Origin of the sequence: Pseudonocardia xinjiangensis, from assembly GCF_012911925.1 — a bacterium.
Lineage (GTDB): Bacteria > Actinomycetota > Actinomycetes > Mycobacteriales > Pseudonocardiaceae > Pseudonocardia > Pseudonocardia xinjiangensis.
Window position 1 is genome coordinate 24,486 of the sequence record NZ_JAAXKY010000004.1, and the last position, 13,433, is coordinate 37,918.

Genomic DNA, 13,433 nt, shown 5'->3' on the forward strand with positions numbered 1-13,433 from the left:
GAAAAGCGGGGCTGTGCAGTGATTGTGCTAACGCAATGATTGCGCAACCGCCGAGGTGATGGCTCCATGGGTCCATGGAGCACGGCGTCGGAGCGGGGCAGGACGGCACTGCGGGCACGCGGGGGAGACCGGCGCATCTCGGTGACTTCACCCTGACCCGGCGGGTGCTGGTGACGGTCGCCTGGGCGGTGCCCGTCGGCGCGCTCGGCGCGGTCGCGGCGTGGCTGCTCCTGCGGCTCATCGGGCTGATCACGAACCTCGTCTTCTACGGACGCGTCGAGACGGACCTCGTGGCGCCGGGAGCCGTGCCGCACCCGGCGTGGCTGATCCTCACCGCTCCGGTGGTCGGCGGCCTGGTGATCGGCCTGATGGCCCGGTTCGGGTCGGAGAAGATCCGCGGGCACGGCATGCCGGAGGCGATCGAGGCCATCGTGCTGCGCCGCAGCCGGGTGGCGCCGCGCGTCGCGGTGCTGAAGCCCGTGTCCGCCGCTGTGAGCATCGGCAGCGGCGGCCCGTTCGGCGCCGAGGGCCCGATCATCATGACCGGCGGGGCCATCGGCTCGATCGTCGCCCAGCACCTGCACCTGTCCGCTGACGAGCGCAAGGCCCTGATGGTCTCGGGTGCGGCCGCAGGAATGGCCGCGACGTTCAACGCGCCGCTGGCGTCGGTGCTCCTGGCCGTGGAGCTGCTGCTGTTCGAGTGGCGGCCCCGCAGCTTCGTGCCCGTCGTGACCGCCGTCGCGGTGGCGACGATCGTCAGGGCCCCGCTGCTGGGGGCCGGTCCGATCTTCCCGGTCACCGCCTCCGGCATGGTGGCGACGCCCGTCGTCGACCTGCTGTCCGTCGTGGCCGGGGTGATCGGCGGCCTGCTGGCGGTGGTGCTGACGGCGCTGGTCTACCTGTCCGAGGACGCGTTCGGACGGCTGCCGATCCACTGGATGTGGTGGCCGGCGATCGGTGGCCTCGTGATCGGGATCGGCGGCCTGATCCAGCCCCGGGCGCTCGGTGTCGGCTACGACGTGATCGACGAGCTGCTCACGGGCCGGGCGACGCTGACGCTCATCATCGGCGTGCTCACGGTCAAGGCCCTGATCTGGGGGCTGTCACTGGGCTCGGGCACGTCGGGCGGCGTGCTGGCCCCGATCTTCATGATCGGGGCGGCGATCGGCGCGCTGGAGGGCCACGTCTTCCCCACCTCGGCACCCGGGCTGTGGGCGGTGATCGGACTGGCCGCCGTCGTGGGTGGCGTGATGCGGAGCCCGTTGACCGGTGTGGTGTTCGCCCTCGAGCTCACCCGGGCCTGGCCCGCGCTGCTGCCGCTGCTGATCGCGTCCGCGTCCGCGTACCTCGTGTCGGCGCTGGTCCTGCGCCGCTCGGTGCTGACCGAGCGGATCGCCCGCCGTGGCTACCACGTGTCCCGCGAGTACGACGTCGATCCGCTGGAGGTCCTGTTCACCGACGAGGTGATGCACCTGCGTCCGGTCACGCTGCACCGGTCCGACCCGCTGCCGATCACCGCCGCGGTGCTGGACGCCGTGGTCCCGCGCCGCACCCCGCCCGACCAGCCGGCGGCCCGGCGCTTCCCGCTGCAGCGGCTGTTCCCCGTGCTCGACGACGAGGGCCGGCTCGTGGGCGTCGCGCCCCGGCAGGCGCTGGTCGCACCGGAGCCGGGCGCGTGCACGGTGGGCGAGGTGACCATCGGTGACCCGGTGATCGTGCGCGCCGACGACACCCTCCGCACGGTCGCCTCCCGGTTCGCCGCCGCGGCCGTGAGCGCCGCACCCGTCGTCGCCCGTGACGACCCGGACCGGCTACTCGGCCTGGTCACCGTCGAGCAACTCCTCGACGGCAGGTTGCGCGACTTCGCCGAGGAGCACCACCGGGAGCGCCCGTTGCGACTGCGGGGCCGCCGGGCCCGGGACGTCGTGGTCTGACCCGACCCTGACGCCACCCTGGCGCCTCTGCCGCGTCATGGACACATGTCGCGGCATCAGGCCGCCCTGGAACAGCGACATGTGACCACGACGCTGTCATCCTGGCCGCCCGCAGCAGGAAACGGGCGACTCGCGCGTGCGGAACGGGCGACTCGTGGGCGTGGAACGGGCGACTCGCGGGGCCGCGCGGCTGCGAGCGGCGCGGTCACTCCTCCGGCGCGTCGGCCGAGGTCGTCCAGCCCAGCGCCCACACGTCGGCCGCGGGCACCTCGCCGCCCGCGGCGGCGAACGACGCCAGCACGGGGGCCAGCGCCCGCCGCTGCTCTCCCGGCATCCGCCCGAGGATCTCGGCGATCGCGGCCCGCCGGTCGTCCATCACCCGGTCGACGAGCTCGCGGCCGGCGTCGGTGAGCTCGAGCGCGAGGTTGCGCCGGTCGTCCGGGTCGTCGCGGCGGTCGAGCAGCCCGGCGGTGACCAGGCGGTCACAGGCGCGCGTGGCGTTCGAGGGGTGCACGCCGAGCGCCCGCGCCACCGCACCGAGGTTCACCGGCCCGGTGCTGGCCACCATCACCAGCACCCGGAACTGCGGGAGCGTGATCCGGCCGTCGAGGCCGGCGATCGACCGCGCGCTCAACGCGACGAGGACGCGGGTCGCGGCCATCGCGGCCTCGACCTCGTCGGCCTGCACACCCGGTCCCTTCGTCGTCCCTCGCGCCATGCACGTCAGTGTGCCCCGGCGGCCCAGGGCCGCCGGATCCTCGTGGTCACCCTGCCGCGCGCCAGGCGCCGAGCGCTGCGTGGATCTCGGCGAGCGCCCGGTGGGAGGCCGTGTAGACCTCGTACAGCGGGCCCAACCGCTGCGAGCTCGCCGGGACCGGCTCGACGACCCGGTCGGTCCCGGCCACGGCGTCGGCCGCGGTCTCGATGTCGGGGTGGATCCCGGCGCCCACCGCGCCGAGCAGGGCGGCGCCCAGAACCGCGGTGTCGTGCACGCGCAGCCGCCGGACGGGCCGGCCGAGCACGTCGGCGTGGATCTGGACCCACAGGTCGCTGCGCGCTCCGCCCCCGGCGAGCACGACCTGCTCCAGGGGCATGTCGCACGCCTCCTCCACCCCGGTCAGCACCTGGCGTGCCGACATCGCGACGCCTTCGAGGACGGCGCGTGACATCTCCTCGCGGGTCGTGGCCGAGCCCAGCCCGAGGAAGCTGCCCCGGACCTCGGCATCCCACAGCGGGGCCCGCTCGCCCATCAGGTGCGGGGTGAAGACCACCCCGGACGACCCGGCCGACGCCGCCGCGGCCTGTGCCGCCACCGCGTCGACGGGGAGGCCGCAGGCCTCGCTCCACCAGCGCAACGCATCGCCTGCCGCCTGGGTCGGCCCGGCGTGGACGAAGATCCCGCCCCGGGGTGGGAACGTGGCGATCCCCCGGGTGGGGACGGCCCGCGTCGACGCACCTGCGGCCACCAGCGACGTGCCCACCGTGATCATGGCCCGGCCGGGCCGGGTGGTCCCAGTGCCGTAGACGTCGCCGAAGGTGTCGCTCGTCCCGACGACCACGACCGCGGGCCCGACCCCCGGTCCGGGATCGGTCACCTCACCCAGCGGGGCGGTGGGATCGGCGATGGGCGGGAGGCGCTGCTCCAGCCCGTCGACGAGGTCGACCGCCTCGGGCAGGTAGCGGGTTCCGGTGCGGTCGGCGAGCCGCACCGCGGCCCGGCCGTCGGTGCGGACCTGTCCGGTGAGCCTCGCCGCGACGAAGTCCTTCGGGCTGAGGATCCACCGGGTCCGGGCCCACTCCCGGGGAGCCTCCCGGGCGAACCAGAGGGCCCGGGCCGCGGTGAACGACGCGTCGAGCGTGATGGGCGCGCCCCAGAGCCGGACCTTCTCCTCGGGGGTGAACCGCGCGTCGAGCCCGGCGGCGATCGCGCTGCAGCGCTGGTCCTGCCAGATGATGGCGGGCGTGAGTGGTTGCAGGTTCTCGTCGACGACGACGTGGGTGTTGACCTGGCTCACGATCCCGATCGAGCGGACCGCGTGCTCCGCCGGCAGCCCGGCCACCACGGCGTCGATCCCGCGGATGCAGTGGTTCCACCAGTCCACGGGGTCCTGCTCGGCCCATCCCGGCCGGGGCCGGGAGATCGTGCTGCCGACCCGGTGCTGCCCGAGCACCGCGCCGGTGGGGGTGAACGCGGCGACCTTGACCGAGGTGGTGCCGATGTCGATACCGAGGATCACGTCCCCGGCACCGGTGCCCGGTGAGAGCAGGTCAGCCGGCCGCACTGATGAACTCGCCGACGGCGGAGCGCGGGTCGCCGGAGCGCACCAGCGCCTCGCCGACCAGCACGACGTCGGCTCCCCAGCTGCGGTACTCGGCGACGTGGGCCGCCTCGGCGACGCCCGACTCGGCCACGCGCACCGCTCCATCGGGCACGAGTGGCGCCAGCTTGGCGAACACCCCGCGGTCCACCGCCAGCGTGGTGAGGTCGCGGGCGTTGATCCCGATGACCTCGGCGCCGACCTGCGCGGCCCGTGCGAGCTCCTCCTCGGTGTGCACCTCGACCAGCGGGGTGAGCCCCAGCTCGAGAGCCACCCCCAGCAGGTCCTCGAGCAGGCCGCCCGGGAGCGAGACCACCATGAGCAGGGCGAGGTCGGCGCCCCAGGCCCGCGCCTCCCACAGCTGGTAGGGGGTGACGATGAAGTCCTTCCGCAGCACCGGGATGTCGACCGCCGCCCGTACGCCTGCCAGGTCGTCGAGCGAGCCGCCGAACCGCCGTCGTTCGGTGAGCACGCTGATCGCCGACGCGCCACCGGCGGCGTACTCGGCGGCGAGGGACGCCGGGTCCGGAATGTCGGCGAGCGCGCCCTTGCTCGGGCTGCTGCGCTTCACCTCGGCGATGATGGAAACGGCCGGCGAACGGAACGAGGGCACGGGATCCAGGGCAGGTGCCACATCCGAGACACGTGCTTTCAGGTCGGCCAGCGACACCTGCTGCTGGCGCTGTCCGAGATCTTCCAGGACACCGTCGACAATCCCGTCAAGAACGCTCACCATTCACCCCTCCCGCGCGGATTCTCCACGACGTGTCAATCCAGAGTAGTGATCCCATGAGCGGGCAGTGAGCGGGTTTCGTCACAGCGTGGAATTGCCGGAACGCGCGGTTTACCGGCTTGGCTCGAAGGCGGTGGAGAGTGCGACCTCGCGCCAGGTGTCGAGCTCGGTACGGATCGCGTCGAGCCGCGCCTCCACCCGCTCCACGCAGTCGGCGCCGAGCTGGAGCCGGACGGGTTGCTCGGGCGCCTCTGCGACGTCCACGATCACCGTGGCGGCCTTGGCCGGGTCGCCCACCTGCTGGTGGTTGCGGGAGTCCGTCGACTCGCGGACCTGCCCCGCGGTGTCGGCGTAGTCGTCGATCACGGTCCGGGCGATGTGCAGGCTGCTGCCGTCGAGGAAGTCGGTGCGGAACGTCCCCGGCTCGACGATCGTGACCTGCACCCCGAGCGGAGCCAGCTCCCGGCGCATCGCCTCGGAGATGCCCTCGACCGCGTACTTGGTGCCCCCGTAGATGCCCCAGCCCTGGCCGACGGCGATGCCGCCGACGGAGCTGAGGTTGAACACCCGCCCGGAGCGCTGCCGCCGCATGATCGGCAGTACCGCACGCGTGACGGCGAGCAGCCCGAACACGTTGGTGTCGAAGACGGCCCGGACCTCCTCGTCGCCGGCCTCCTCGACGGCGCCGAGCAGCCCCCGGCCGGCGTTGTTGACCAGCACGTCGATGCGACCGAACCGCTCCACCGCGGCCTCGGCCGCCGACCGGGCCTGCTCCTGGTCGGTGACGTCCAGGGGCGCGACCAGCAGCGCGTCACCGGCGTCGGGGAAGGCGTCGTGCACCGTCTGCGGGTTGCGGGCGGTCGCGACGGCCTGGTGCCCGCGGGCCAGCGCCTCCCGGACGATGTGGGCGCCGAAGCCCTTGGAGGCTCCGGTCACGAACCACACACTCATCGGTCCTCCTCAGGGCCACCGATAATGAACTGAACGATCAGTTCAGTTTAGCGAGACGGTCGTGACCCGGCAAGGGGCGTGGGCGCGGTGCGCCGGTCAGGAGACGGGGCGTTCCCGGCCCGGACGGTGGCAAGGAGTCGACGAACTCGGCGCTGCGGGGAACCTTGTAGCCGGCGAGGCGCTCCCAGTGGCCGAGCATCTGGCTGCCCCCGCGGGCGACGATCTGGCCGGAGACGCCGCGCGGGACCTACAGCACGCGGCGCAGGCTCGACATGTCCGCTCGTGCGGCCTCGGGGGAGTCGACGAGCATCTGGAGCATCGTGGGCACGAGCACCACATCGGTGACGCGGCGCCGCTCGACCGCCCGGGCCATCGCCGCGGCGTCGAAGCGGGACGGGAACACATGGGTGCCGCCGGAAACGGCCCATCGGGTGTTGACGGGAACGACGGCGGCGCCCGCCCAGCGGGCGGCGAGCATGAGCTCGTGGTAGGTGTCCGAATCGGCGGAGAGGGTGGCGACGCGGTCCTCGGGCTGAACGCCGAGCCCGCGCAGGACGGCGGCCAGTCGGGCCACTCGACCCGCCCCTCTGCTTCGAACCCGCCTGCTGTCCGACGACGCTACCAGGGGGTTGGCGAGGAAAGGTTCAAACAGGCCTTGTCTCGATAATGCGCACTGCTGCGGACGGGGTGCGTGCCCCGCCGTTATCTATTCAGCCCGGTCGGCTGGGGCGGCAGAAGGCATGAAAATAGCGGAAACAGCTATATGACCTTCGTCATGTCCGGCCTGTGAACCGGCCCCGAGAAAGGCTCGTGTTGTCAGTACATCGCCCGACCGGAACGCGGTGGATCCACCGGAGTAAATGAGAGGGAATGATATGCATCGTTTCTCGGTTCGACGGATTCTGGGTGCCGGAGTCGCCGGTTCCGCAGTTGCGCTGGCGCTGACTCTCGGCGGGGCCGTCCCCGGGACGGCGTCGGCCGCGCCCGCTGCCGCCGCTCACCCGGATGCCGCTTCCGCGGCGCTGGCCGGCCCGTTCAGTCTTGCTCCCGGGGAAACGCAGACGCAGATTCCCACGTTCATTCTCGGCAAGAAGACCCACGTGGTTGTCAACTGCACGGTCGCGGGGAACATCGAGCTGCATGCCGGCGGCTCGCTGGCCGAGACCGACCAGTGCAACGTGGGGAACAACGAGTTCGACCGCAACTTCGCGGGTGTCTTCCTGGCCGTGAAGAACGACACCTCCGGGAACCTCACCGTGACGACGCACTAGGCGCGCCCGTCCCCTCTCGTGGTCTATGGCGAGAGGGGACGAAGCGTTCGTGGCGGGGCACCGCCCTCGAACCCGACCGCGGCGCGGACATCGAGAATCTCGTGGCGGAGTCCGATACTTCGACGGTGGACGAGTCGCGCATCAGCGAGATCACCTTCGCGGATCTGGAGATGTTCCTGAGCTTCGCCGAACGGGAGCACTTCGGGCGTACGGCCGCGGACCTGGGTGTCAGTGTCGCCACCGTCCAACGCGGCGTCCGCGGCCTCGAGCAGAAGCTCGGCGTCGCGCTGATCGAGCAGGCGGGCCGTCAGGTCCGGATGCTGAACGCGGGACACGTGCTCGTCCGGGAGGCGCACGCGGTGCTGCGGGCCCGTCTGGAGGCCGTGGACACCACGCGGGCCGAGTCCGGGCAACCGCAGCGGCTCCTGCGGATCGCGCACACCTACTCCCTCGGGCTCGGCTTCGTCCCCCGGGTGCTGGCCGAGCTCCTGCAGCAACAGGCCGGCCTGCGGTTCCTCTGCCGGCAGAGCTCGGCGACGGACGTGGTGTCGGCGCTGCTGCGGGGCGACGCCGACGTCGGGTTCACCTCGATCTCACCGACGGAGACCGACATCGTGGTGGAGCCGCTCTTCACCGAGTCGCTGCTCCTGGCGGTCCCGGTCGGCGATCCGCTCGCCGAGCGGACCGAGGTGTCGTTGCACGAGGTGCGCGACCGGATGTTCATCGCGATGGAGATCGGGGCCAGCAGCCGCACCCACATGATCAACGCGTGTGCCCGGGCGGGGTTCGTGCCCCGGATCACGATCCAGGGCAGCGACCTGTTCGTCGTCGAGTCGATGGTGGGGGCCGGGATCGGCGTCTCGGTGGTGCCCGCGGGGATGAACGACCACCACCACCCCCAGGTCGCCCGGCTCCGGATCCACGATCCCGCTTCGGTCGAACGCACCGTCTTCCTCGCCTACCAGCGGGCGACGGCGCTGCACGCGAGCGTCGGCGCGCTCGCCCGCATCGCGCGGGAGCACGGTCGCCGGCCTCCCGGGCCACTGCGCTGACTGTGAGGAGGTAGTACCCGGGCTGTCCCTGACCGTCCATTGCGCTGAGTGCAACGGTTCCGGCCGGGGATGGCGTTGTTCCCCGGTCCCACCGTTCCTAGCGTCGGCCGCATGTCTCCCGCAGTGACCGTCGGTACGCCGACATCGGAGTTCTGTGCACAACTCCTGACCGCGGGTGCGACGCCGTTGCCGCCTCGGGTCGCCCGGGCGGCCCGGCGCAGCTTGCTGAACGTTCTCGGCACCGCCGTCGGCGCGGCCCGGACCCCGGCGATCGACGTGCTGCTGGCCACGGCCCGGGAGCAGGACGGCGCGGGGGCGGTGGCCGTCGTCGGCCGGGCCGAGACCGTGGACTGGTACTGGGGTGCGCTGCTCGCGGGCACCGCGGCCCATCTCGACGACTTCGACGACACCCACCTCGCCACGGTGATCCACCCCGGCGCCGCGGTCCTCGCGACGCTGCTGTCGCTGGCACCGGAGCTCGAGGTGGACGGGGAGCGCTACCTCACCGCGTTCGCGCTGGGCTGCGAGTCGCAGCTGCGCATCGGGAACGCCGTGTCCCCCAGCCACTACGACCGGGGCTGGCACATCACCGGCACCTGTGGCGTCTTCGGCACTGCCGTGGCCGCGTCGCTGCTGCTGGGGCTGACCGCCGAGCAGATGGAGCACGCGCTCGCGATCGTGTCGACGATGGTTCTCGGGCACCGGGAGGGGTTCGGCTCCATGACCAAGCCCTTCCACCCGGGCAAGGCGGCCGTCAACGGCGTGCTGGCCGCCCGGCTGGCCGCCGCCGGCGTGCGCGGGATCGACGACCCCCTCGGCGACGGGGGAGTGCTCCCGGTGTTCGCCGACGTCGTCGACCGCCGCGAGCTCGGCGGCAGCTTCGAACGGGACTGGGAGCTGGAGCGCAACGCCTTCAAGCCCTACCCGTGCGGGATCGTGGCGCACCCGACGATCGACGCGGCCGTGGCGGCGTCCGGCCAGATGGACGACCCCGCCGCGATCGAGTCGGTGGAGATCACCTGCCACCCGCTGGTGCCGGAGCTGATGGGGCACCGGCAGCCACGCGACGGGTTGCAGGCCCGCTTCAGCGCCTACCACGCCGCCGCCGTCGGCCTGCTCGACGGCCAGGTCGGACTGGTGCAGTTCGGCGACGACCGTGCCGTGGCTCCCGACGTGGAGCGGCTACGCGGCCTCATCACCCTGCTCCCCACCGCCGACTGCGCGCGCGACGAAGCGACGATCCGGATCGAGCGTGCCGGTCGCGATGCGGTCACCGTCCACATCCCCCATGCCCGGGGAAGCCTCGACCGGCCACTGACCGACGACGAGCTCTTCGACAAGGTCGACCGGCTCGCCGGACCGGTTCTCGGGCCGGGAGCAGCACGCCGGATCAGCGCTGCCGTCGAGGCGCTGGCCGACGCCCCGGGGTTCGACGAGCTGGTGGCCGCGATCCGGCCGACCAGCACCACTGAAGGAGAGGCGAACCGTTGATCACCACCTCCGAGGTCGTGGACTTCGTCCGGGACACCACCCCGCCGCCCACGGCGCTCGACCGGGCCCTCGTGGAGCTCGGCCGGTTCCGCCGCGCTGCCCGCCGCGGCGCCGACACCCCGCTGGTCGCAACACTGAAGCAGGTCGCGGTGCGTCCGGGCAGCCTGCTCTGGAGCGCGTGGATCGACGGCACCGCCGCGGCGGCCGTCGACGGGCGACCGGCGTGGGTCGCGGTGTGTGCCGCGGCCAACGCGCTGGCCGTCGACGACGGCGGGGCCATCGAGGCCGTCGCCATCGGCTACGAGGTCGCCGACCGGGTCCGCGCGGATCTCGGCGTCGCGCACACCGAGGCCGGCTGGTCCGTGCAGTGCACGGCAGGGGCCATCGGCGCCGCGGCCGCGGCGGGCCGGGCACTCGGGCTGGACGTGGGACACGTCCACCACCTGATCGGTCTCTGTGCGACGCAGGCAGCGGGCCTCGCCGCCGCAGCCGACACCGACACCGGTCCGCTGCAGATCGGGAAGGCCGCGAGCAACGCGGTGGAGGCCGCGTTGCTGAGCCGCAACGGGTTCACCTCCGCCGCCCAGCCGCTCGAGGGCCGCCGCGGCCTCTTCGCGCTGATGTCCGTCCCGCCCGCTGCGGCGGAACGCAACGGAACGGCGGCGGACGCCCGGTTGGGTGCGGCGTGGAGCAGCCCGGGCTGAGCCCCGCCTGCCGGGGACGACGAGGTTCCACACGATGACGGAGGGACGGCGGGTGAGCGTCGACGGGGTCGCACAGCGACGGCGAAACGCCCTCGGCCTCTGCACCAAGGAGCTGTGCTCGGCGCTGTTCGTGTCGGGACGCGCCGCTCCTGACGTCCTCGACCACGACCTGACCGTGCTGTGCACCACGTTCGCCGGGGGTGTCCTCGACCCGGCCGAGATCTCGTTCGACGTCGACCACCGGCGGGGGGCGGTGGTCGGCACGCTCCCGGACGGCAGCAGCAGGCGTGCGGTCGCCTCCGGGGACAAGGGAGCGGCGCTCGTCGAGGACCGCAGGCACGACCTTCCCGGCCGCCCGCTGTGGGCCGGTGACCTGAGCCCGCGGGAGTGGCCGCACGGCGACGGCTTCCGCCCGGACCCGCGCCACGCGCCGCTCCACGACGGGGTGCGGGCCCATCTCACGACCACCGGCGCCCCTCCCGGGCGGACATCCGCCTGCTCGACCTGCTGGGGCTGCAGAGCGGTCTGTCGACGGGGCGCCGGGAGGACGGGTCGGACGAGATGCTCACCGACGCCGACGACTACTTCGCGCCGTACTTCCGGCCGGTCTCCGTGGCCGCGATGGTGTCCGGCGTAGGCAGCGCGTGGTCGGCGGGGAAGACGTTCTCCTACAAGAGCATCGACCACCTCGCGGTGTCGCTCGCCCTGCGCGAGACCGTCGGTGCCGACGTGCACGCCGTCCTCAGCGCCACCGTGCTGCCCGCGCTCGGGCTGCGGCACTCCGTGCTGGAGACCGACGCCGAGGGGGTCCCGCTGCTGTGCGGGGCCTGGTACACGACGCCGGGTGACCTGGCGCGGATCGGCGCGCTGCTGCTCGGCCGCGGAGAGCTCGGCGGGAGACGGGTGCTGCCCGAGGCGTGGATCGACACGATGCTCACCGAGTCGGACGCCTCCTGCGCAGGACCCACCGAAGGGCCGTCGGCCCTGCGTCACCCCTACGGCGCCTCGGTGTGGCTCAACCGTGACGGGCACGTCCCCGCCGCGCCCCGCGAGATGTCCTACGCGCTCGGCAGCCTGGGACAGGCGGTGTTCGTCCTGCCGGAGCACGACCTCGTGATCGCCCGGACCGGTCTCGAACCCACCCCGGACCACGGCGCCCTGATCACCGCGGTGCTCACCGCGCTGCCCCTCTGCGAGGTGTCCCGATGACCGTGACAGCGAGGCTCGACCGGCTTCCGTGGTCGGGCTACCAGCGTCGGGTGGCCGGCGTGCTGGCCCTCTGCTTCGCCTTCGAGCTCGCCGACATCAACACCTTCGCCTACGCCGCGCCCGCTCTGCGTAGCTCCCTCGGCATCAGCGTCCGCGAGGTCTCGGTCATCACCTCCGCCGGGTTCTTCGGGATGTTCCTCGGCGCCGCGGTCGGGGGACGGCTGGCCGAACGGTTCGGCCGTCGCCGGTCGCTGCAGGTCTCCGTGGCGTGGTTCTCGGTCTTCTCGCTGCTGAACGCGGCCGCGTTCGACGCTGCCACGCTGTTCCTGACGCGGATCGCCACCGGCATCGGGCTGGGGGCGATGACGGTCATCGCGATCACCTACCTGGCCGAGCTGGCACCGGCCGCGCAGCGCGGCAGGCTCCAGTCGATCACGCTCGCCGTCGGCCTGCTGGGCATCCCGGCGATGTCGTTCTTCGCCCGCGGGGTCATCGGTCTCGGCCCGGACGCCTGGCGGCTGGTGTTCGTCTTCGGCGGGCTCGGGCTGCTGCCGTTCCTGCTGATCACGCGGCTGCCGGAGTCGCCTCCGTGGTTGCTCGCGCACGGGCGCGCCGCCGAGGCGGAGCGGGTGGTCGAGGCGATCGAGACCGAGGTGGGGCGGCGGCACACCCTGGCTCCGGTGGTCGAACCGGAGCCGGCCGGACCCACCGGCCGGGCGAGCGTGCGCGCCCTGTTCCGGGGAGCGCTCGCCAGGCGGACGATCATGCTGATGCTGGTGTGGACGTTCCTCACCCTCAGCTACTACGGGTTCGCCTCCTTCGCGCCGACCCTCCTGCAGGACCACGGGTTCACCGTCACCGCCAGCGTCGGGTACTCGGCCTTCACCACACTCGGCGCGGTGCCCGGCGCGCTGCTGGCCTGGCCGGTCGCCGACCGCTTCGGCCTGCGCGGACCGGTGGCCCTGTTCGGCCTCGTGTTCGCGGCCTGCGGCCTCGCCTACGGCCTGACCTTCCAGCCCGCGGCGATCATCGTGTTCGGCATCCTCGTCGCGGCGCTGAACCAGACGCTGGTGGCGCTGATGTACTCCTACACGCCCCGGCTGTTCCCGATCGACGTCCGCGCCACGGGCACCGGGTTCTGCTACGGCGTCGGCCGGGTGCTGAACGCGCTGGGGCCCCTGGTCGTGGGGCAGATCTATCTCTCGTTCGGTTACGTGCCGGTCTTCGTCTTCATCGGGGCCTGCGGCGCGATGATCACGGTCTCGGTCCTGCTGCTGGCGCCCACCAAGCGCCGCATCGAGGCCTACGGCGACACCGACGCCCGGCTGCCTGCCGGGCCCGCCCACCCGGCCACGGCGACCTGAGCCCGGCGCTACTCGGACAGGCCCGGCAGGTCGAGCACGTGCCCCCGGGTCCATGTCGACCCGCAGCGCGGGCACCGGTAGTCGCCGTGGAGCCGCCCCTCGGCCACCACGGCAGCGTGCGGCGCGGGCGTCGGAAGCTGCCCGCAGCACTCCACACAGGCGTCGGCATAGGGCAGAGCAGCAGCCATCGCACCCACCAGGTCGAGCCACCGCTCCTGCCCCAGTGCGCCGTCCTCACGGCGGATCGCCCGCTCCAGCGCGTCGAGTGCCCTGCTCGCCTCGACGTACTCGGGGAGCTGGGCGATCGACGCGTGGTCGAAACAGGTGACGCCCGTGGGGTTGTCGGCGGTGATGCGCGGGGTCATGAAGCTAGGCCTCCAGGCAGGAACGACGGGTGCATCTGGTC

Annotated in this window: 14 protein-coding genes; 8 read left to right on the forward strand and 6 right to left on the reverse strand. The window is 72.8% G+C overall.

Translation table 11 applies throughout. From position 1 onward, the window contains the following. Nucleotides 1–74: 74 nt before the first annotated feature. Entirely contained in the window at nucleotides 75–1,934 is a 1,860-nt protein-coding gene (locus tag HF577_RS02595; protein WP_169394074.1) for a chloride channel protein, read from the forward strand. A 205-nt stretch (nucleotides 1,935–2,139) separates the two neighbouring features. Here HF577_RS02595 and HF577_RS02600 read toward each other — a convergent pair whose 3' ends face one another. The 5 genes from HF577_RS02600 to HF577_RS02620 all read right to left on the reverse strand — a co-directional run bounded on the left by HF577_RS02600 (nucleotide 2,140) and on the right by HF577_RS02620 (nucleotide 6,510). Next, the gene (locus tag HF577_RS02600; protein ID WP_169394075.1) at nucleotides 2,140–2,652 is read right to left on the reverse strand and encodes a MarR family winged helix-turn-helix transcriptional regulator; all 513 of its coding nucleotides are present in this window, start codon (nucleotides 2,650–2,652) and stop codon (nucleotides 2,140–2,142) included. A 46-nt stretch (nucleotides 2,653–2,698) separates the two neighbouring features. Next, the gene (locus HF577_RS02605) at nucleotides 2,699–4,216 is read right to left on the reverse strand and encodes a xylulokinase (RefSeq protein WP_312858907.1); all 1,518 of its coding nucleotides are present in this window, start codon (nucleotides 4,214–4,216) and stop codon (nucleotides 2,699–2,701) included. Beyond that, the gene (gene trpC, locus HF577_RS02610; protein WP_169394161.1) at nucleotides 4,203–4,985 is read right to left on the reverse strand and encodes an indole-3-glycerol phosphate synthase TrpC; all 783 of its coding nucleotides are present in this window, start codon (nucleotides 4,983–4,985) and stop codon (nucleotides 4,203–4,205) included. Before trpC ends, HF577_RS02605 begins: the two co-directional genes overlap by 14 nt. Before the next feature lie 111 nt (nucleotides 4,986–5,096). Further along, a complete protein-coding gene (locus HF577_RS02615) occupies nucleotides 5,097–5,936 on the reverse strand; it encodes an oxidoreductase (RefSeq protein ID WP_169394076.1) in 840 nt (279 codons plus the stop codon). 247 nt (nucleotides 5,937–6,183) lie between these two features. After that, complete coding sequence (locus tag HF577_RS02620; RefSeq protein ID WP_211173704.1) at nucleotides 6,184–6,510, reverse strand: AMP-binding protein; 327 nt, start codon at nucleotides 6,508–6,510, stop codon at nucleotides 6,184–6,186. 301 nt (nucleotides 6,511–6,811) lie between these two features. On the opposite strand from HF577_RS02620, the gene HF577_RS37305 reads away from it, so the two are divergent. The 7 genes from HF577_RS37305 to HF577_RS02650 all read left to right on the forward strand — a co-directional run bounded on the left by HF577_RS37305 (nucleotide 6,812) and on the right by HF577_RS02650 (nucleotide 13,027). Beyond that, the gene (locus HF577_RS37305) at nucleotides 6,812–7,207 is read left to right on the forward strand and encodes a hypothetical protein (RefSeq protein ID WP_211173705.1); all 396 of its coding nucleotides are present in this window, start codon (nucleotides 6,812–6,814) and stop codon (nucleotides 7,205–7,207) included. A 125-nt stretch (nucleotides 7,208–7,332) separates the two neighbouring features. After that, nucleotides 7,333–8,259 (forward strand): LysR family transcriptional regulator, encoded by a 927-nt coding sequence (locus HF577_RS02630; RefSeq protein WP_169394078.1) that lies wholly within the window; start codon nucleotides 7,333–7,335, stop codon nucleotides 8,257–8,259. A gap of 111 nt (nucleotides 8,260–8,370) precedes the next feature. Then, nucleotides 8,371–9,750, forward strand: a complete 1,380-nt coding sequence (locus HF577_RS02635) for an MmgE/PrpD family protein (protein ID WP_169394079.1) — start codon at nucleotides 8,371–8,373, stop codon at nucleotides 9,748–9,750. After that, on the forward strand, nucleotides 9,747–10,454 hold the full coding sequence (locus tag HF577_RS02640) for an MmgE/PrpD family protein (RefSeq protein ID WP_169394080.1): 708 nt from the start codon (nucleotides 9,747–9,749) through the stop codon (nucleotides 10,452–10,454). The genes HF577_RS02635 and HF577_RS02640 overlap by 4 nt, the downstream gene beginning before the upstream one ends. Nucleotides 10,455–10,488: 34 nt before the next feature. Next, nucleotides 10,489–11,091, forward strand: coding sequence for a hypothetical protein (locus HF577_RS37865; RefSeq protein ID WP_246265614.1), 603 nt, complete (start codon nucleotides 10,489–10,491; stop codon nucleotides 11,089–11,091). After that, nucleotides 10,980–11,663 carry a serine hydrolase gene (locus HF577_RS02645; RefSeq protein WP_246265568.1) on the forward strand — a complete coding sequence of 228 codons (684 nt, stop codon included), beginning with the start codon at nucleotides 10,980–10,982 and terminating at the stop codon, nucleotides 11,661–11,663. The genes HF577_RS37865 and HF577_RS02645 overlap by 112 nt, the downstream gene beginning before the upstream one ends. Next, nucleotides 11,660–13,027 carry an MFS transporter gene (locus HF577_RS02650; protein ID WP_169394082.1) on the forward strand — a complete coding sequence of 456 codons (1,368 nt, stop codon included), beginning with the start codon at nucleotides 11,660–11,662 and terminating at the stop codon, nucleotides 13,025–13,027. The genes HF577_RS02645 and HF577_RS02650 overlap by 4 nt, the downstream gene beginning before the upstream one ends. A gap of 8 nt (nucleotides 13,028–13,035) precedes the next feature. Here HF577_RS02650 and HF577_RS02655 read toward each other — a convergent pair whose 3' ends face one another. Beyond that, the gene (locus HF577_RS02655) at nucleotides 13,036–13,392 is read right to left on the reverse strand and encodes a hypothetical protein (protein WP_169394083.1); all 357 of its coding nucleotides are present in this window, start codon (nucleotides 13,390–13,392) and stop codon (nucleotides 13,036–13,038) included. Nucleotides 13,393–13,433 lie beyond the last annotated feature (41 nt).